Source organism: Carboxylicivirga linearis, assembly GCF_018271995.1.
Taxonomy (GTDB): domain Bacteria; phylum Bacteroidota; class Bacteroidia; order Bacteroidales; family Marinilabiliaceae; genus Carboxylicivirga; species Carboxylicivirga linearis.
Window position 1 is genome coordinate 12216 of record NZ_JAGUCO010000004.1, and the last position, 20177, is coordinate 32392.

Genomic DNA, 20177 nt, shown 5'->3' on the forward strand with positions numbered 1-20177 from the left:
TTGCAGCGTTTTTTGAATTTTAATAGAATCAACACAATTTCAATATTATGGCAACTACGGCTGATTTTAGAAACGGAATGTGTATTGAGTACAATGGACAACTTTTTTTCATTGTTCAGTTTCAACACGTAAAACCTGGTAAGGGAGCTGCTTTTGTTAGAACTAAGCTTAAAAATGTTTCAACAGGTAAAGTAATAGAAAATACATTTAATGCAGGTGTTAAAGTAAACGAAGCACGCGTTGAACGCCGCCCACATCAGTTTTTATATAACGACGATATGGGATATCACTTTATGAATGCGGAAACCTTCGATCAGGTGCCTATCGAAAAAGACCTGATTGATAATACTGATTTATTAAGTGAGGGATTAGAAGTTGAAGTGGTTTATCATGCCGATACTGAAACACCTTTAATGGTGAATCTACCAGCAAACGTTTCTTATGAAGTTACCTATACCGAGCCTGGTGTAAGAGGAGATACTTCTTCAACCAACTCATTAAAACCGGCTACCGTTACAACGGGTGCACAAATTATGGTTCCGTTATTTATTAACGTAGGCGACAAAATTAAAATTAATACCGCCGACAATTCATACGTTGAGCGAGTTAAAGAATAAATTAAGCTTTGGCTTAATAAAAAACCTTTTCAAAAAAGTCCTGTTTCATTTTTAACCCGGATTATATTTGAAAGGGTTTTTTAGTTTTTCTCACTCCTTTACTGTTATTGCGACGAACTTTTTAATATCTTAGATGATATTTCATTCCAAAATATGGTAACGCAGATTAAAAAGAAAAGACTCAAGTTGTATAAGGATCGACTAAACATCATCCTTGACATTGCGCAAACCATCAATGAAGATCATAACATTGAAGATTTGTTATCTGAGTTTGAGATTTTACTGCGCGAAGAACTGGAAGTTGGTAAAGTGTTGGTTTTCACACTCACGAATGACATTTGGCACAATCTTTTAATTTCGGGTGTCACCAAAGAAGAAGCCAATCAAATTAATGTGGAAGAAGACTTACTTTGTTATAAAAACATTGAAAGCATAACCATCTCTCACCCACCTAAGCTTAAAGGTTTTGATGCGGTTATTCCTCTTTTTCATCGATATGCACCTATTGGATACGTACTAATTGGTGATATTGAAGAAGAACAACAAGGGATAAGCCCAACGATCAAACACCTGAAGCTTATTCAAATTATTTCCAACCTTATTATTGTGTTTGTTGAAAATAAACGAATGCAAAATGCTTTGCTGGAACAGGAAGTGTTAAAGAAGGAGATGGAACTGGCATCAAAAATTCAAAACCAACTGGTGCCAAGTGAATTTCAAATGCCCAAAACACAAAAGCTTAACATTCAAACTTTTTATCAACCCCATATGGGTGTTGGTGGCGACTATTACGATATTTTTCGACTGTCGAGACAGAATATTGGGTTTTGTATGGCTGATGTATCAGGTAAGGGAATTGCAGCTGCTATGGTAATGTCGAATTTTCAGGCGGTAATGCGATCATTATTCACTACCGGCACCAACTTTAAAAAGTTGATACACCTTTTAAACGAAAGGGTGAATGCCAGTGCTAATAACGAAAAGTTTATTACTCTGTTTATCGGTCGTTATAATGTGGTTACCCGAAGATTAACCTATGTTAATGCCGGTCACCTTCCGCCCCTTTTATATGATGTTAAAAAGAAACATCTCAGCCATCTTGAAAAAGGATGTATTGGTTTAGGAATGCTCGATTTTGTTCCTTCTGTGGAAGTGGGTAAAGTTAAAATCCCAAAAGGAGCTAAATTATTAGCTTTTACCGATGGTGTGGTTGAATTGGATAAAGGTAATCAGGTTGAATCCAACGCTCAGGAAATTGAAGATATCTTTAGTACCAATGAGAGTCTTGAAAACAACTTTAATGAACTGAGAGGTATCATTGATAAATTCGTGAGCAAGGGAGCTGTCTTCGACGATATCTCATTATTAGGATTAGAATTTAAATAATACAAAATAAAAAAAGCAGGCTCAAAAGGCCTGCTTTTCATTTTATGTTTTATCCGTTTATTCGGCAATCACCAAAAAGTAATTTTTCTTCCCCTTTTGAACCAACAGATATTTGTCGTTTAACAGCATAGATGCATCCATACTAATTTCAGCATCCGATACCTTCTCTTTATTAACACTAACACCACCACCTTTAATAGTACGGCGCAACTCTCCTTTTGAAGGGAAAACTTCAGTCTTTTCAGCTAATAAATCAACAATATTAATTCCTTCAGCAAATAAAGCTTTATCAACCGTAAACTGAGGTACACCCTCAAAAACAGCTAGTAATGTTCTTTCATCAATTTTGCGCAATGCTTCGGTAGTTGATTTACCAAACAAAATTTGTGATGCTTCCACTGCAGAATCATAAGCCTCCTGCCCATGTACCATAACAGTTACTTCCTCCGCCAAACGTTTTTGCAACGGTCGTAAATGAGGGGCATCATTTTGTTCATTTACTAACCCTTCCACTTCCTCTTTCGAAAGCATGGTAAATATCTTGATATACTTTTCGGCATCCGCATCAGATGTATTCATCCAAAATTGATAGAAATGATAAGGACTGGTTTTTTCAGGATCAAGCCAAACGTTTCCACTTTCAGTCTTTCCAAATTTACCTCCATCAGCTTTAGTAATCAACGGACATGTTAGAGCAAAAGCCTCTCCTCTTTCAATACGACGAATCATTTCGGTACCGGTAGTGATGTTACCCCACTGATCCGATCCTCCCATCTGTAAACGGCAATTTTTGTCTTTGTACAAATGTAAAAAGTCGTACCCCTGAACCAGCTGGTATGTAAATTCAGTAAACGACATTCCCGCTTTAGAGTCAGCTCCCAAACGTTTCTTTACCGAATCTTTAGCCATCATATAATTAACAGTGATATGCTTACCTACATCACGAATAAAATCCAGAAATGAAAATTCCTTCATCCAATCGTAATTATTCACCATTTCTGCTCCATTATCAAGACTTGAATCAAAATCCAGAAAAAGAGCTAACTGCTTTTTAAGACCATCCTGGTTTTTGCGAAGTGTTGCTTCATCCAACAGGTTTCTTTCGGCACTCTTCCCTGATGGATCACCAATCATTCCTGTTGCTCCTCCTACTAAAACAATAGGCTTATGACCACAGGTTTGAAAATGTTTTAACATCATTACACTTACCAAATGGCCAATATGTAAAGAATCAGCTGTTGGATCAATCCCTACGTAAGCCGATGTCATTTCCTTTTGCAGTTGTTCTTCAGTTCCGGGCATTACGTCATGGATCATGCCCCTCCAGTTTAATTCCTCAACAAAGTTCATTGTTAGCTATTTTATGCGTTTCGCTTGAAACGTTACTATTCAAAAATTAATTAAGCGACAAAGATAATAATTGAATGCTTATGATTCCTTTTTCAATGCTGGAAATTAGAATCTTTCAAACGAAGTGGCTTTAACCTGTAACTAACAGAATCACAAACACGTCCTACTTTAATAAAAATTAATTCATTAATTTAGCCTAAGCGCAACTCAATCCTAATTATGACTAGATTACTCCTTCCCATTATCCTGGTGTTTACGTTCATATCGTTACATGCCCAAAACAAAAAGACTGTTGAATGTTACGCTATCGATCAACCACTGAAGATTGATGGTATTTTAGATGAATCGTGCTATCAGAATGCATTTCCAGCGAAAGATTTTGTACAATTACAACCTTATAACGGTAAACCATCCTACCAACCTTCGGAAGTTTATTTTTTCTACGATCAGAATGCTATTTACCTGGGTGCCATGTTATATGACAGTTCTCCTGACAGCATCTATAATTTTCTCTCTGAAAGGGATAACATCGGTATGTCGGATTATTTTGGAGTATATTTTGACCCATATAACGAAGGTCAGTTAGCCTATGGATTTTTTATAACGCCCGCCGGTGTGCAAACCGACATTAAAGCCATCAAAACATCGTACGATTATGAAGACGGTAATTGGGATGCTGTTTGGCAAAGCGAAACAACTATTACTGATAAAGGCTGGACCATAGAAATGCGCATTCCGTATTCGGCACTTCGCTTCCCGCTAACTGAAGTGCATACCTGGGGTTTAAACATGTTCCGAAATATCAGAAGATATAATTCCAATAACTCTTGGAACTTTATCGATCGAAATGTAAATGGCTTTATTCATCAGCAGGGAAGTTTAACCGGAATTAAAAATATCAAACCTCCTGTTCGTCTTTCTTTCTCTCCCTATTTGGCAACCTATGTTGAACACAATGAAAGTTCGGAAGAAACCAGTTTTATTTACAGAGGTGGACTCGATTTAAAGTATGGCATCAACGAAAGTTATACATTGGACATGATGCTCATACCGGATTTTGGGCAAATTCAATCGGATGACAAACAGCTAAATCTAAGTCCATATGAATTATATTACCAGGAGCGCCGACAGTTTTTTACCGAAGGTGTGGAACTATTTAATAGAGGTGATGTATTTTATTCGCGGCGCATTGGCGGATACCCCAAATTCTCGTCTGAAGCCAATGATAACCTTAAAGAAAATGAGATTATTGATGAGATGCCATCAGAAACTCAATTGGTAAATGCAACTAAAATTTCAGGAAGGAACAAGAAAGGCTTTGCAATAGGCTTTTTAAATGCTATGAGCCTAAATTCTTATGCAACAGTTAAAGATACCAACACTAATTCAACCCGTGATATATTAGTTCAGCCCTTTACAAATTATAATGTTTCGGTTATTGATCAGTCGTTAAAGAACAATTCATACATTAGTTTAATCAATACTAATATGACGGTTGCTAACCATCCATTTATGGCTAATGTAACAGCAACTGAGTTCCAATTCAGAGATAAAAGTCTTACCTATGCCTTAAGCGGACAGGCCGGTATTAGTCACAGAGGTGAAGAGGATAAGGAAACCGGATGGTTTACGTCGTGGGAGCTTTCAAAAAACAGAGGAAAATGGCAATACGGCATTGAGCAAGACATCTACTCTGATGACTACAATCCTAACGATATGGGTTACCTTCAGCGTAATAACCGCTTTGACTCCGAGGCCTATTTATTATTTCAACAGGTGGAACCTTTTAGTATTTTCCGCCAGATGTTTACCCGAACATGGTACGAACAAAACAGGGTGATAGAGCCCTGGGATCTGAACAATCACGAAGCAGGAATTTATACCGAATGGCAGTTTATGAATAATTATGGTTTCGAAGCTCGTTTCACCTATGTTAGTAATGACAGAAATTATAACGAACCTCGTGTAGATGGCAGATACTTTTTCAAACCCGAAACCATCAACTATAACTTTTTTGCACATACCGATTGGACTAAAAAGATAAGTGGCTATGCCTATTATGGAGAATACAAACGACCGGTAAGAGATCAGAAAGGCAATTGGTTTGGTATAGGGCTGGGATGCCAGTTGGGGCAAAAATTAAATTGCGATTTTGAAATGAATTACGAAGGTGAGGATAATGACTATGGCTTTGTAAGTAAGAATGAGTCGGAAGACAGCATTCATTTTGCTCGCCGTAATGTTGGAACTATCGAGAACGTAATACAATTATCGTATACTTTTAATAATGAGTTAAGTCTGCGTTTACGAGGTCGTCATTACTGGTCGGGGGTTGAAAACAAAGAGTTTTATTTGCTGCAAAATGATGGAACACTTCAACCCGATGCTGAATACGATGAAAGTCACGACTTTAATTTTAATGCATTTAACATCGACATGGTGCTTCGATGGGTTTTTGCTCCTGGTTCTGAGATGACTTTAGGATGGAAAAATGCCATATTTAATCAGGGTGATATATCTGAAGAACATTACGGTAAGAATATTGATATACTCTGGAAAAGTCCGCAAACAAATACCATTTCGCTGCGGGTATTATATTATATCGACTACAACAATTTATTTAATAAACACATTTAGTTTACTGAGACAGAATATTGATTAACTTTGCGCCAGTTTTATTTGATACCCCTCCCCTCTCTTTATTATTAATTTAAAACCTAGGCAAATTTTATCATGAAAAAAATTTTAATTCTGGCATTAGCTTTAATGTCAATTAACGCATGGGCTCAACACTCAGAGCATCATTCGGAAACAACACATGAAACGCATCAGGCAGAGGAAGCTCACCATGGGAAACACAAATTAGCCTTTTACTATGGCTTTACTCATGTACCGTCGGCCTTTTACGAACACGAAACACATGTTGAAAGTACTGGAAAGTGGGTGCCAACTATTGGTATTGATTACTACTATGCATTAAATAAAAGATGGGATTTGGGTTTGATTGGCGATGCCGAGCTTGACCAATATTATATCCGAACATCTGAAGAAGATGAATTGGAACGTGCCAACGTAGTTGTAGTATCTGCAGTTGCTAAATACAAAGCCACCAAACGGATTGGTATTTTTGCCGGTCCAGGATTCGAAACAGAATTTAAAAAAGAAGAAGCTAAATCATTCTTTGTTTTTAAAGCAGGAATTGAATATGAAGTTGAAATAGAAAAAGGTTGGGAATTAGCGCCTATTCTATCATACGACTTTAAAGAAGAATATAGCTCGTATGCATTTGGTATTTCCATTGGCAAACGTTTCTAAAACACAGATAAGCCAGTTGCTTCAAAAAACGAGTAACTGGCTTTTTTCTACCCTCTTCCACTACCTCATTAGCTGCAAGTATTGCTGAGTCTTATTTTTTTCTATCTTTAAAATAAAATCAACACCACATGCGCACCTTTTATCTTCTTCTGTTTTCTCTGTTTTTTTTAGGCTCTGCTGCACAAAATTCAGAATTAAAAAATGTTTCTGCTACCATTAATATTAAAACGCTAAAAAAACACATTTCTGTTTTAGCTGCCGATAGCCTTAATGGTCGATACACCACATCTGAGGGTCAAAAAAAAGCAGCGAATTACATCCGAAATGAGTTTAATAAAGCTGGTTTACATCCATACAACGACACCAGTTTTTACCAAACCTTCTCTTTATGGTCGTGGAGATGGGGAAAATGTGAATTAAAAGTTGGAGATATTTTATTACAAAGTTATAAAGATTTTATCTATAGATGTAATTCTCCTCTTGACAGTATCAATACCGATTGTGTATTTGTTGGATACGGTGAGGATGACATCATCAACAATATTGACTTACAGGATAAAGTGGCTTTTGCATTTACCAAAAGTTATTCGAATTATTATCATTTAGCATATCGTTTAAAAAGCAAAGGAGTAAAAGCCATTATTCTGACTAATCCAAAAGATAAAAACAGCTTTACAAGATTAGTTAAAAGTGAAGACCCTGATCATGTAAATGTATCTAAAGCAAAACCATTCTTCTCAAAAACGGCTACTCGTATTTATATTGTAAATCCATCATTGACTAAGACATTTTTTAATAAGAACTCAAATGTTCTGAGTCAAATAAATACGTTAGAGGAAGCTAAAAAGATAAAATCACAAATTATTTCTGCTAATTGCCCAGCTATTGTTGAAAAAGTGAAGACTGAAAATGTTATTGGTTACCTAAAAGGGAAAAGTGACGAAACAATTGTAATTAGTGCCCATTACGATCATATTGGCAAAAAAGGTTCACTTATTTGTAACGGTGCTGATGACAATGCAAGTGGAACATCTGCACTAATAACTTTGGCAAATACCTATGCTCAACAAACAGAAATACCTGATAGAAGCATTCTATTTCTCGCCACTTCGGGTGAAGAATTAGGTTTATTAGGAGCTCTTCACTTTGCCGACCATCAGCAAGAATTGCCCTTTGATATAAAGGCGAACCTTAATATTGATATGATTGGCAGACGCGATTCTACTCATAAATCAAATTACATCTATATAATTGGTGGTAAAGAATACCCTGTACTAGACTCTCTTTGTAATGTTGCCAATAAAAAAGTTGGACTAACTCTTGATTATGGATATGCCGGCCGAAGTAGTTTTGGTAACATTCTTAATTTATCAGATCATTATGCTTTTCATAAACAAGGTATACCCATCCTGGGTTTCTTTAACGGACTGCATCCTGATTATCACAAACCCACAGATACCATCGACAAGATTGAATTTGACGAGATGCTCAAACGGGTCCAATTAATTTACCTCACAGGCAATCTTTTGGTTAATAAACAAAGTTATTCCAACAACTGATTTTTTACATGTAAATTACCATGTAAAGATTATACATTTACATACCTGATAAAACTAAATGTAAATACTATGTCTAACATTGGAAGAACATTAAAAAGCTTCCCCAAACTTTTTTGGGTTGCTAATACTATTGAACTACTGGAGCGTTTTGCCTGGTATGGATTTTTTATGCTGTTTGCGAATTACTTAACTAGTTCGCTTGATGCAGGTGGTTTAGAGTTATCTCAAGCGCAAAAAGGAATCATCATGGGATTTGGAACGGGCATTCTGTATTTTCTTCCCATTATAACCGGATCTATTGCAGATAAATTTGGCTATCGCAGGGTGCTTTTTGTTGCTTTTATTGTTTATACAACAGCCTTTATAGCCATGCCATTGTTTAAATCTTTTACAGGAGTATTTTTTATTTACCTGTATCTGGCTTTAGGAGCAGCGTTGTTTAAACCCATTATTTCGGCAACCGTTGCTAAAACAACCAATGACAGTAACGCTTCCATTGGATTTGGCATTTTTTATATGATGGTTAATCTGGGGGCATTCTTCGGACCTTTAGTTACTTTATTGTTTAAAAACTCATCGTATACCTTGGTGTTTTATATTTCGGCAGGTATTGTTGCATTAAATTTCATCCTTCTTTTGTTTTACAAAGAACCTGAACTTGAAAAAAACGACGACACACTTGCTACAGCCATAAGTAAGGTGTTTAAAAATATATTGGTTGTATTAAAAGATTTTAAGTTTGTATTGTTCCTATTGATTGTTGCTGGTTTTTGGACTATGTACAATCAGTTATTTTTTACTCTTCCGGTATTTATCAAACAGTGGGTTGATACCAGTTCGATGTTTGACTTTTTTGCCCAATATGCACCTTTCTTCAGCGAGAACTATGGTGCTGGAGACGGTCAGATGGAGGCAGAATTCATTACCAACCTTGACGCTTTATACATTATTATTTTTCAGATAATAGTATCTGCCATTGTTATGAAGTGGCGCCCATTGAAAACCATGATGACTGGCTTTTTGGTATGTTCAATTGGAATGGCACTTACTCTAACAACTCAAAATGTACTTTATACATTAGTTGCAATTTATGTATTTGCCATTGGTGAGATGGCCGGGTCACCTAAAATTACTGAGTACATTGGACGTATTGCTCCGCCAGACAAAAAAGCCTTATATATGGGATATTCGTTTATTCCTGTATTTATAGGTAATGTTTTTGCGGGTATTATTTCCGGAAATGTTTATCAAATAATGTCTGACAAAACACAATTTGTTCAACAAGAAATGGCTTCAAGAGGCATTACCTTGTCAGAGGGGCTTACACAAGATGAATATTTTAGTACGGCTGCACAAAAACTAGATATGTCAACATCCGAACTGACCAACTTTTTGTGGGATAAATACGATCCATCATCAATTTGGAAGGTTCTATTGTTTATTGGCTTATTTGCTGTTGTAGCCTTATTCTTCTACGATAAAAACCTAAGGAAATCTGAAGCAAAATAAATTTTAGGCGCTCATTAGAGCGCCTTTTTTGGCATACATATTGTTACATAGTTTCAGAACTTAACCCTGAAATATGAGACAATATTTATTCTTGCTTTTTCTTATTGTAACCTCAACTTTCAAACTTTCGGCTCAAGGTAAAGGGAGTTTTAAAATATTTACGAATCCAACTTCTGCCAACATAACATTAGATGGCTTTCCCGATATTCAAAAAACATCACCTGCCGAGTACACTCTTTATCGACCTCTCACTTATAAGATCAAAATTAGCAAGTTTAATTACTATGATTTAGATACAGTGGTTACCTGTACTCCCGACTCAATCACTGAATATCATTTTAATTTAACTCCTAAAATGAGCACGCTCAACATTACAACTATTCCAACAGCAAGAATTTACCTTGATGATGAATTTATTGGAGTTTCACCCATCAAAGATTATCAAGTAATATGCGGAACATACATGGTTAAGATAGTGTATGATAACAATGTTGAATTCAGCACCAGGCACTTTGTTTCGGAATACGGACCATGTGAAATTCACCACGAATACTCATCTACAATTTCAGCTAACAAAAAAGAAACTAATCATTTACCCGCTACAGAAGACTCTCTTTATTTTGAAAAAGCATTTGTAGATCAAATTAATCCATCTGCTTACAAAGAAGAAACTGAAACAGTAGAATCTTCTAAATCAGGTTTCGGACATATTGGTTTTTTTGCAATGACAGGAAGTAATGGGACGAAAGGTGCTTCCTGGAGATATGGTTTAGACATTTTGCATTACATTCGTTTTATTGGTGAGACTAATACTACTTTAGGAATTTCAGGAATTGGAGTGGAACTAATAATACCAGGCGATTTCAACAACTTTGCAGCATATTGGAAACTTGGTTTTATTGACAGAAATTATCATGATATAAATATTAATATATCCAATACTTTTATAAACATGGGAGGTGGATTAATTTACAAACCAAGTCCACATTTTCAGATCTTTAGTGAATTTGAGTTTAACTTGAACAATGAAAAATCTTCAGATGAAATAAATGAATGGACAGATCAGTTTCCAAATTACTCTTCTGTTGCTGGATGGGTGGGTTTAAGGGTTGCCTTCTAATAATTGAATTTTTACCCACATGGATGAATCACTTTTGTTATTTTTGAAAAAAACGATTCAATGACAAAAGGTTCTCTTAAATACCTTCCTCCGCTGGGTAAATTATTTACTGTTATAGTTTTAGTTTTAAGCGGGTCTGTACTCATCTCATTAATTAGTATACTAATTGCTAAACCTTTATTTGGTATTGATATTCAATCAGCAGAAGATGTTTATCACAATATTGATTTTTTAAGGGCGATACAGATTCTTCAGGGTATTTTGGTATTTATTGTGCCTTCCGCATTGGCCGTTTATCTTCTATATTCTTCAAAAGATAAAGTGATACCTGGTAAAGGACATTTTACTATTTCTTTTTTTCTGATAGCAGTTGTAGCCATCATATTAAGCCAATCATTTATTAGCTGGTCAGCTTATTTCAATCAACAACTTCAACTACCCGAAGCAATGAGCGGACTGTCAGATTGGATAGCCAGTAAAGAAAAAGAAACATTGGAGTTAACTAGCTTAATGATCAACACATCTGACTGGAAACAGACGCTCATAACTGTTTTACTTATTGCTATTTTACCAGCCATAGGTGAAGAATGGCTGTTCAGAGGATTAATACAACGCGAGTTAATGAATATCTTTAAAAGTGGTCATTGGGCTGTATTGGTAACTGCCATTATTTTTAGTGCCATACACATTCAGTTTCTTACCTTTTTACCACGTTTTATTCTTGGTATAATCTTAGGATACATGATGTTATATTCTCAAAATATCTGGATGCCCATCACTGCTCATTTTACCAATAATTTCTTAGCTGTTGTGTTATACGCATTCTTTCAAAACAAGGAAATGCCTCAACCACAATCTCAATCGCCCGGTACTCTTAGCATCATTTTTAGTTTGGTAGTAATTATCACTCTCATCATAACCACGCAACAGCTGGGTAAAAAACAAGCAACCAGCTTTAGGTGACTCTCAATTTCAAAATTTTAGCCTTCTAATCGCGTTAATAATTGCATAGCAATAAATTAAAATTGTTATCTTAATCATGATTTTATATTTGAGGTAGCTTACGCTTCTTCAATACAAACCTATTTCTATGCTAAGAGAGTGAATATGAATAACCACAACCAATCCAATATCATTCTAGTAAAAAACTCCTTGGTCAAACCTGGCCAAACTACAGATTTAGAAAAACGTTTTTTAAAATCCATTAACCTATTTAGCGACAATGAATTAATTACTGCATTATGCATGCAATATTCTATGCTCTCTGACAAATACAGAAATGAACTCATTGAGCAAATACACAAAAGATCATTGTCGAAACGAAAGGTCAGGCGCCTTTACAATACAAAAAAGTTTTATAAAGATCTAAACTCTGAAGATTGTCCTTGTTGTGAATCATCACAGCATGTCATTATTCGAAAAAATAAAGTGTCTTTTTGTTTGGTTTGTGGATACAACATCAAATTAGATAACCCCAAATCATATCTTAACAGATTAAAATGGAAGATGGGTGTTTACAGACAAAGAAAATTATCCTTAAACGAAGTGGAGAAATTATTATTTCAAACACCAAGTCATACATCCACCTTAAAGGATCTTGAATCTTCACACAAAGGTACATTTTAAACATTTCAACTATAAATTGAAGAAAAAGTGCAGGTAAGTGTTTCTTTACAATTATACATTTGCGAAACTAAATAACAAATTCACTAGAATAATTATGAATAGAAATTCAATTAAACTTCTTTTGACACTTACGGCTATGGTTCTGATAGCATCATGTAACACTCCTAAGAAGAAAGCAGAAAAAGTAGATTTCAAGCAATGGGCTCAAACCCCGCCTATGGGTTGGAATAGCTGGGACTGCTATGGCCCAACAGTAAAAGAGCATGAAATTAAAGCCAATGCCGATTATATGGCAGAGCATTTAAAAGATTTTGGCTGGGAATATATAGTAGTTGATATTCGCTGGTTTGTTGAAAACACTAAATCGCACGGTTATAATCAAGATGACCCGCGTTATGTAATGGATGAATATGGCAGATATTTACCTGCAGTTAATCGTTTCCCATCAGCTGCTGATGGTAATGGTTTTAAAGCTTTAGGCGAATACATCCATTCTAAAGGTTTAAAATTTGGTATTCATATTATGCGAGGTATACCAACACAAGCCGTTGAGCAAAAATTACCAATTAAAGGTACCGATGGAATTACGGCTGATCAGATTTACTCAACCGAAAACCAATGTAAATGGCTTCGAGATAATTACACCATTGTTGCAGATAAACCAGGAGCGCAAGAGTATTACAACTCTATTTTTGAGTTATATGCCGAATGGGGCGTTGACTTTATTAAAATTGATGATTTGTCAGCTCCTATCTACCATGCTGATGAAATTGAACTAATTCGTAAAGCAATTGATCAGTGTGGAAGAGAAATAGTTTTAAGTACCTCACCAGGTGAAACTCCGGTTGATGCAGGTCCTCATGTTAGCGAACATGCCAATATGTGGCGTATGGTTAATGACGTATGGGACAGCTGGTGGCACATTCAACACTTAATGAATGTTAGTCAGGATTGGTACAAATACATTAAAGCCGGTACATGGCCTGATTGCGATATGATTCCTTTAGGACGTTTATCAATAAGAGGTGAAAGAGGTGATGATCGAATGGCCAACCTTACAAAAGATGAACAGTACACATTAATGACTTTCTTTACTATTTTCCGATCACCACTAATGTTTGGAGGTGATTTACCAAGTAACGATGAGTTTACAAATTCACTTCTGACAAACAAAGCTGTTTTGAAGATGCATTCCGAAAGTTCAGACGTTCGTCAATTGTATCAGAAAGATGATATGGCTGCCATTACTTCTAAAAATGAGAAAGAAGGATGGACTTACCTTGCACTATTTAACCTATCGGATTCTGAAACGCAGAAAGTAGAAGTTTCATTGGCTGAACTAGGTTTGAAAGGTGATGTTAAACTTACTAACCTTTGGACAGGTGATGTTTTGGATGGAATAAAAGCTGATACATTCTCTAAGGAGCTAGCTTCGCATGCATCGGTTCTTTATAAAATTGAACCATCGAAATAATTACTATTATTAAAAAATTAAAAGGTGTACGAAATAGTTTTTGTACACCTTTTTTATTTTTTACTCCTTCAGCTTTTTTAAATAATCTGAAGGACTGATGCCAAATTCATCTTTAAAACACTGCCTGAAATAACCTGTACTGTTAATACCTATTCGGTACATCACCTCTGATATTGTATACTTACCGCTAAGAATTAATTGTTCTGCCACCCTCATTCGAATCTTACGAATGTATTCATTCGCTGTCATATCAGTTAATGCCTTAATTTTACGATACAGCGTTGAATGGCTCATATTCATGTGCTGGGCTATTTGAGAGATATTCATTTCCTCGTCTTCGAGGTTTTCCTCAATAATCATATCCAGCTTCTCCAAAAAGTCTTTATCTAATTTATTGGTTGCCTCTTTAAACAGTTTTTGCTTATCTTCAATCTTATTAGTATACGAATCAGATAGTTTTTTGCGGGTTTCTAAAATATTTCGCAAACGACTCTTTAACAGACTACTGCTAAATGGCTTGGTAAGATACGAATCAGCGCCGGCATCATACCCTTCACTTTTATCTTGTAAGGTATCTTTTGCTGTTAGTAAAATTACCGGTATATGACTGGTGCGAATATCCTGTTTCATTTTTTTACACATCTCTATCCCATCCATAACCGGCATCATTATATCACTGATAATAATATCAGGTACTTTTTCGCAAGCCACTTCATATCCTTTAAGTCCGTTATTAGCCGTGTAAACCTGGTACACATCCGATAAACTATCATAGATATACTCTGTTATATCCTGATTGTCATCAACTACCAGAATCACATCTTTATTGCCCAATACCTCTTCGTCCTCCAACTGTTCCGTATGAGTCGTAAGAAGTTTTACCCCCGGATAACTATTGTTAGTTAAGAAACGAACCGTAAAAGTGGTTCCTTTATCTAACTCACTTTTCACATAAATTTCTGCCTGATGCAACTCAACCAGATTTTTTACTAAGGCTAAACCAATTCCTGTTCCACTTATCGCATGCTTAGTATCTTTTGCCTGATAGTAACGCTCAAAAATATTAGTAAGATTATCTTCTGAAATGCCATAACCCGTATCTGACACCTCTATTTCAGTATAAGCTATGTCATATTCTTCAAACTGTTTCATTTTCATGCAAACACATCCTTCTAATGTGTATTTAAATGCATTCGACAGAAGATTATCAAGTATGATTCCTACCACTTCCGGATCATACAATATTTCTTTATTTTCCTTAGGAAGTTCTATTTCAAACTCCACTCTCTTATTCTGATTAAGCTCTTTATATTTTAGTCCCGTTTCATATATAAACTGACCTAAATCTCCTTTGACAACAGCTAATTCTCGTTTTTTTGATTCCGTTCTTCTAAACTCAAGAACCTGGTTTATAAGCTGAAGCAATCGATTAGCCACCCGATGCATCGAGTTTATTTTTTTGGTTAAGGATTCAGAAAGAGATTGTTCAGCGACCAAATCTTCGAGCGGACCAATAAGCAAAGTCATTGGAGTGCGTAACTCATGTGCAATATTGGTGAAGAACTTGATTTTTTCTTCATTCAAATCATGTTCCCTCTGCCGAATACTCTTTTCTAATACCAATGCATTTTCTACATCTACTTTATTTTTATAAAATCTTAATATAAACCATGAGCCTAACACAAACAAAACAAGATAGAGTATTTTAGCCTGCCATGTCTGCCAGTAGGGCGGTTCAATACTTATAGACATCATCTTTATTTCATCCGTCCATTCTTTGTTATGAAGCCTAACCTTAAGATTAAACTGGTAACTTCCCGGATTGAGGTTTCGAAAAGTAACGGTATTTTCTTCCTTCATTAAGTACCAATTATTATCGAGTCCAACCATTTGAAACATATAATCGACCTTATCTGTCAAAGAAAAGTCTGCTACATTAAAACTGATCCTGAATGAGTTTTCATTGTAATTGAGATTAACATTATCATTAAAAGGAAAATCAACAAACTCAGTAAACGTTTCATTGGCTTTTGAAGGAACCTCAAAACTTGTAATCATCACGTTGGGCAAATCACTGTATCCTAAATCAAGATTTTGATTGAAGAAGGTTGCTCCATTTTGAGTACCAAAATAGATTGTTCCATCTTTTGATTTATAACAGACCCCATTAATATAGTCACCGGTAGAAATACCATCGCCCATATTGAAATTAACAATCTGATTGCTTTGAATATTATAATGACTAATTCCATTTAGGGTACTAAACCAAATTTCATGATCACTATTGCCCTCAGCTATAGCTCTTACATCGGTCTCGGCCATACCATCTTCAAGGCCTATTCGCTTGGTTAAGGTATAATCTTCGAAGTAGAATAAATCATTCTGACTACCTACCCAAATTCTATCTTTAGAGTCACGATATAAATGGTTGACATTATAAAAGTCATACTGCTGCCCGAAATTATATCGTAACTGAAAGTGAGCATCAAATACACACAGACCTCCTACTGCGGTGCCCACCCATAAATCACCATTGGCATCTTCAACCACCGATCGAATGATATTATCGGTTAACGCCGAGTTTTGGGTGGTGTATACGAAATGTTTCTCCGTTTTAATATTGTATTTTAATAAACCGACATCAGTACTTATCCACAAATTCTTTTTTGAGTCTTCGTAGAAATTGTAAATAGGCACATTTTTAACCTGCGGGAAACTATTTAAGATTGAAAAACGATTGTGATCCGGCTCAAACTTATAAATAATACCATTTACCGTTCCAATCCAAAAGTCATTGTTGCTATCTTTAAAGATACTTTGCGCTAATAATGGTTTATTATTAACAGAGGTTATATCTCTGACTTTCTCTTTTCCGTTATATACGCAAACACCGCCGTCACCATTAGCAATCCAAATATTTGACTGACTCCCCTCTGCAAAACCAAATACGATTTGATTATTCAAACTATTAGTATTGCCAATAATGGGTAAAAAGCTCAATTTTTTAAAGAAGGATTCTTTAACCGGAATTAGATTAATGCCTCCGACAAAACCACCCAACCACATGTTTCCATGTGCATCCTGAAATATAGTTTGAACCGATAAGCTTGATAAACCATCTTCTGTATCGGAAGATCCGATGCTTTCAAATTGAATATCCTTAGGATCTTCGAATTGCTTTAAATCAACAATATTAACTCCTCCTCCTTCTGTACCAACCCATAAAACTGAGTCTTTGGTTTCGATAATGCTCTGAATAAAATTATGGGAGATAGAACCTTTTCTTTGGGCATCATGCTTAAAAACAGTCATTGAATTGGTCAAAGGATCAAAAAGTACCAGCCCACTGCGTGTGCCTACCCAAATATTGCCTTGAGAATCCTTAAATATATTTGTGACCGTATTATCTGGTAAAGAATTAGGATTATCAGCATCATGTTTAAAATTGACAGCCGATTGGGTTTTCAGGTTAATAATACTCATTCCATCATTAACATGTCCCACATAAACACTTTCATCACTTTCATACATTACACACCAATTGTAATTGGATGGCAAACCTTTTATATTCGACTGATTATAATGAGTAAACACCCCTGTTTTTTTGTCAAAATAATCTAAACCGTACTGATAGGTTGCTAACCACAAATTACCAATGCTATCACATGTTATATCTGTAATACCATCAGCTGCTAAACTATTCTTCTGACCACTGTAGTCATGGGTATAATGGGTAAATTCATGAGTTCGGTAATTATAGGCATCCAATCCATTTTTTTCGGTTGCTATCCAAATTACATCATCCTTTTTATCGGCAAACACAACGTTAAAGATGTTACTTGCTGGTGAATTATCCCCATTTTTTCGGAACACCTTAAATGAATGTCCGTCATAACGATTTAATCCATCTTTGGTAGCGATCCACAATATCCCATCATTATCCTGAGTAATGCTCATTACATTATTGTTCGACAGCCCGTCCTTAATACCAATCTTTTTGATATCGTATGCTTTTGCTGAGCCATAAAAAAGACTCATTCCTACAATCAACAAACAAATTTTTATTGGAATCCTCATTTCACCCTAATTCAATATTTACTTAAAAATAATATTAAAAAAAATGAATCTCGCATCTATAAATACTCTTGCTGAATTTCTGTTTATGTTTTGCCGAATAAATGAAAAAGTAATGACATTAATGAATATAAATTTGTAATCGTTAATGAACCAATCATGTGTTAAAACCAGCTCAAACTTGTAATCATCAATCACTAATTAAAGCTAAAAACAATAATAAAAATGAAACAAATCATTGCTTTTTTACTGGTAATCTGCAGCATTACTGTACATGCGAAGGATAAAAACCTGGTACTTCGTTATACTTTTTATTCTTCTAATGCTGATGAAATCATAAAAGATGATACCGGAAATGGCTATAATGGCGAATTAAAAAATCATGCATACATCGATCAGATGGGTGATTTTTCCATACTTAATTTGGGTTACTCAAACGGCTATGTTGATATGGGTGAAAAAGTGGGTACTTTAATTAATTCGTTAAAAGATTTTTCAATATCGTCGTACGTATGTATTAATGCTGAGGCCAACCTTAATGACAATGGACATTTCATCTGGTCGTTTTCAAATAGCAACGATATTATGAAAGACCAGAATGGTTGTATGTTTTTTTCTGCCCGAACACAGGGTTTTTCTATAAGCAAAACAGATTACAGAGCTGAATCTGGAATCAGTGTTAATTCGCCGTTACAAAAAAAGATTTGGAAGCATGTGGTTTACACTCAAACCGGAAATACTGCCAAAATATATGTAGATGGAGCAGTGATAGCAGATGGAGAAATTACAATTAATCCGAAGGACCTGGGCAAAACCTTATTTAATTTTATTGGACGATCTCCTTATGGCGCTGATGCCTATTTCAAAGGTCTGATTTCTGATTTTAGAATATACAAAAAAGCTCTTTCTGAAAATGAGATTGCTCCACTTCATGCTGATTTAGAAGTTATGAACAATGCCTATGCCGATTATTTATTAAAACCGGTTCAGCATGTAACGAACGGTAATCCTTTATTTTCTCACAAGCACACTGCTGATCCGGCTGCTTTTGTTTATGACGATACATTTTATATTTATGCAGGTCAGGATGTTGGTGACGGTTCGTACTATAATATGCCAAACTGGGTGGTTTTCTCATCCAAAGATTTAGAAACATGGGAAGAACATGCTGTACCCTTATCGGTTAGTGATTTTTCCTGGGCAAAAGGAAATACTGCTTGGGCAGCACAGGTGATTGAACGCAACGGCAAATTTTACTGGTATATCTCTACCGAACATGCTTCGATACATGGTAAATCAATTGGTGTTGCAGTATCCGATTCACCAACTGGTCCTTTTGTAGATGCCCGCGGGAGTGCATTAATCACAAATGATATGACTACCGAATATACAGGCATCTCGTGGGACGACATTGATCCAACAGTTTGGATTGATGATGATGGTCAGGCTTATATTTTCTGGGGTAATACACAATGTTACTATGCAAAATTAAAGGATAATATGATTGAATTGGATAGTGAGATTATGCCTGTTACATTACCTAATTTCACCGAAGCTCCATGGATTCACAAAAGAGGTGATTGGTATTACTTATCATACGCTTCATTGTGGCCTGAAAAAACATGCTATGCAATGAGTAAAGACATCAATGGTCCATGGGAATACAAAGGTATTTTAAATGAATTGGCAGGAAACTGTAACACCAACCATCAAGCCATTGTTGAATTCAAAAACAATTGGTATTTTGTATACCATAACGGTGGATTATACAACGGTGGTAGTTACCTTCGATCGGTTTGTATTGATTATTTGTTTTACAACACCGACCATACCATTAAAAAAATTCAAATGACGTCGGAAGGCGTTAGTAAAGTGGAATAACCACTATATTTAATATTATTTGATTTACTGCACTTTTAATTAAATATTTTAAAAGTGCAGTAAACAATCGAAAGAAGCTACCCTTGCCTTAAAACCTTTTGTTTTTGACAAGTTACAGCAGTTACTCATAGAACCTACTGCTTGAAATTGAGCTGATTCCGTTCAAATTAAGCTTGAGCATAAACAATTTCTCGAACATATTATTATATAACATACACATATGTTCAATATCTACCTCAACTCAAATACCTTATAAACCACATTAG

13 protein-coding genes are annotated in these 20177 nt (G+C 35.5%); 11 read left to right on the plus strand and 2 right to left on the minus strand.

Going from position 1 to position 20177, the window contains the following annotated elements; translation table 11 throughout:
* The first annotated feature begins 47 nt into the window (after positions 1-47).
* Together efp and KEM10_RS07620 are read left to right on the plus strand one after the other, a co-directional pair.
* Positions 48-617: an elongation factor P gene (gene efp, locus KEM10_RS07615; RefSeq protein ID WP_212215390.1), complete on the plus strand. Its 570-nt coding sequence runs from the start codon at positions 48-50 to the stop codon at positions 615-617.
* A 153-nt stretch (positions 618-770) separates the two neighbouring features.
* Positions 771-2003, plus strand: a complete 1233-nt coding sequence (locus tag KEM10_RS07620) for a PP2C family protein-serine/threonine phosphatase (RefSeq protein WP_212215391.1) — start codon at positions 771-773, stop codon at positions 2001-2003.
* Between the two features lie 57 nt (positions 2004-2060).
* Here KEM10_RS07620 and tyrS read toward each other — a convergent pair whose 3' ends face one another.
* Positions 2061-3353, minus strand: a complete 1293-nt coding sequence (gene tyrS / locus KEM10_RS07625) for a tyrosine--tRNA ligase (protein WP_212215392.1) — start codon at positions 3351-3353, stop codon at positions 2061-2063.
* A 219-nt stretch (positions 3354-3572) separates the two neighbouring features.
* Between tyrS and KEM10_RS07630 the strand changes: the two genes are divergently transcribed.
* From KEM10_RS07630 to KEM10_RS07665, 8 genes are all read left to right on the plus strand, one after another.
* Positions 3573-5990, plus strand: a complete 2418-nt coding sequence (locus KEM10_RS07630) for a DUF5916 domain-containing protein (protein WP_212215393.1) — start codon at positions 3573-3575, stop codon at positions 5988-5990.
* Positions 5991-6086: 96 nt separating this feature from the next.
* Positions 6087-6668: a hypothetical protein gene (locus KEM10_RS07635; protein WP_212215394.1), complete on the plus strand. Its 582-nt coding sequence runs from the start codon at positions 6087-6089 to the stop codon at positions 6666-6668.
* Between the two features lie 128 nt (positions 6669-6796).
* Complete coding sequence (locus tag KEM10_RS07640; RefSeq protein WP_212215395.1) at positions 6797-8227, plus strand: M28 family peptidase; 1431 nt, start codon at positions 6797-6799, stop codon at positions 8225-8227.
* A 69-nt stretch (positions 8228-8296) separates the two neighbouring features.
* A complete protein-coding gene (locus tag KEM10_RS07645) occupies positions 8297-9736 on the plus strand; it encodes an MFS transporter (protein WP_212215396.1) in 1440 nt (479 codons plus the stop codon).
* A 73-nt stretch (positions 9737-9809) separates the two neighbouring features.
* A complete protein-coding gene (locus KEM10_RS07650; RefSeq protein ID WP_212215397.1) occupies positions 9810-10856 on the plus strand; it encodes a peptidase associated/transthyretin-like domain-containing protein in 1047 nt (348 codons plus the stop codon).
* A 60-nt stretch (positions 10857-10916) separates the two neighbouring features.
* Positions 10917-11819 (plus strand): CPBP family intramembrane glutamic endopeptidase, encoded by a 903-nt coding sequence (locus KEM10_RS07655; protein WP_212215398.1) that lies wholly within the window; start codon positions 10917-10919, stop codon positions 11817-11819.
* A gap of 144 nt (positions 11820-11963) precedes the next feature.
* Positions 11964-12482, plus strand: coding sequence for a hypothetical protein (locus KEM10_RS07660; protein WP_212215399.1), 519 nt, complete (start codon positions 11964-11966; stop codon positions 12480-12482).
* A 94-nt stretch (positions 12483-12576) separates the two neighbouring features.
* Positions 12577-13956 carry a glycoside hydrolase family 27 protein gene (locus KEM10_RS07665; RefSeq protein ID WP_212215400.1) on the plus strand — a complete coding sequence of 460 codons (1380 nt, stop codon included), beginning with the start codon at positions 12577-12579 and terminating at the stop codon, positions 13954-13956.
* Between the two features lie 60 nt (positions 13957-14016).
* Here KEM10_RS07665 and KEM10_RS07670 read toward each other — a convergent pair whose 3' ends face one another.
* Entirely contained in the window at positions 14017-18033 is a 4017-nt protein-coding gene (locus KEM10_RS07670; protein WP_212215401.1) for a hybrid sensor histidine kinase/response regulator transcription factor, read from the minus strand.
* Positions 18034-18255: 222 nt separating this feature from the next.
* On the opposite strand from KEM10_RS07670, the gene KEM10_RS07675 reads away from it, so the two are divergent.
* Positions 18256-19911 (plus strand): family 43 glycosylhydrolase, encoded by a 1656-nt coding sequence (locus KEM10_RS07675; RefSeq protein ID WP_212215402.1) that lies wholly within the window; start codon positions 18256-18258, stop codon positions 19909-19911.
* Positions 19912-20177: the final 266 nt, after the last annotated feature.

Bases quoted from the DNA above. Each gene is read 5' to 3' on its own strand.
- efp (WP_212215390.1), top strand. From the start codon at position 48: ATGGCAACTACGGCTGATTTTAGAAACGGAATGTGTATTGAGTACAAT.
- KEM10_RS07620 (WP_212215391.1), top strand. From the start codon at position 771: ATGGTAACGCAGATTAAAAAGAAAAGACTCAAGTTGTATAAGGATCGA.
- tyrS (WP_212215392.1), bottom strand. From the start codon at position 3,353: ATGAACTTTGTTGAGGAATTAAACTGGAGGGGCATGATCCATGACGTA.
- KEM10_RS07630 (WP_212215393.1), top strand. From the start codon at position 3,573: ATGACTAGATTACTCCTTCCCATTATCCTGGTGTTTACGTTCATATCG.
- KEM10_RS07635 (WP_212215394.1), top strand. From the start codon at position 6,087: ATGAAAAAAATTTTAATTCTGGCATTAGCTTTAATGTCAATTAACGCA.
- KEM10_RS07640 (WP_212215395.1), top strand. From the start codon at position 6,797: ATGCGCACCTTTTATCTTCTTCTGTTTTCTCTGTTTTTTTTAGGCTCT.
- KEM10_RS07645 (WP_212215396.1), top strand. From the start codon at position 8,297: ATGTCTAACATTGGAAGAACATTAAAAAGCTTCCCCAAACTTTTTTGG.
- KEM10_RS07650 (WP_212215397.1), top strand. From the start codon at position 9,810: ATGAGACAATATTTATTCTTGCTTTTTCTTATTGTAACCTCAACTTTC.
- KEM10_RS07655 (WP_212215398.1), top strand. From the start codon at position 10,917: ATGACAAAAGGTTCTCTTAAATACCTTCCTCCGCTGGGTAAATTATTT.
- KEM10_RS07660 (WP_212215399.1), top strand. From the start codon at position 11,964: ATGAATAACCACAACCAATCCAATATCATTCTAGTAAAAAACTCCTTG.
- KEM10_RS07665 (WP_212215400.1), top strand. From the start codon at position 12,577: ATGAATAGAAATTCAATTAAACTTCTTTTGACACTTACGGCTATGGTT.
- KEM10_RS07670 (WP_212215401.1), bottom strand. From the start codon at position 18,033: ATGAGGATTCCAATAAAAATTTGTTTGTTGATTGTAGGAATGAGTCTT.
- KEM10_RS07675 (WP_212215402.1), top strand. From the start codon at position 18,256: ATGAAACAAATCATTGCTTTTTTACTGGTAATCTGCAGCATTACTGTA.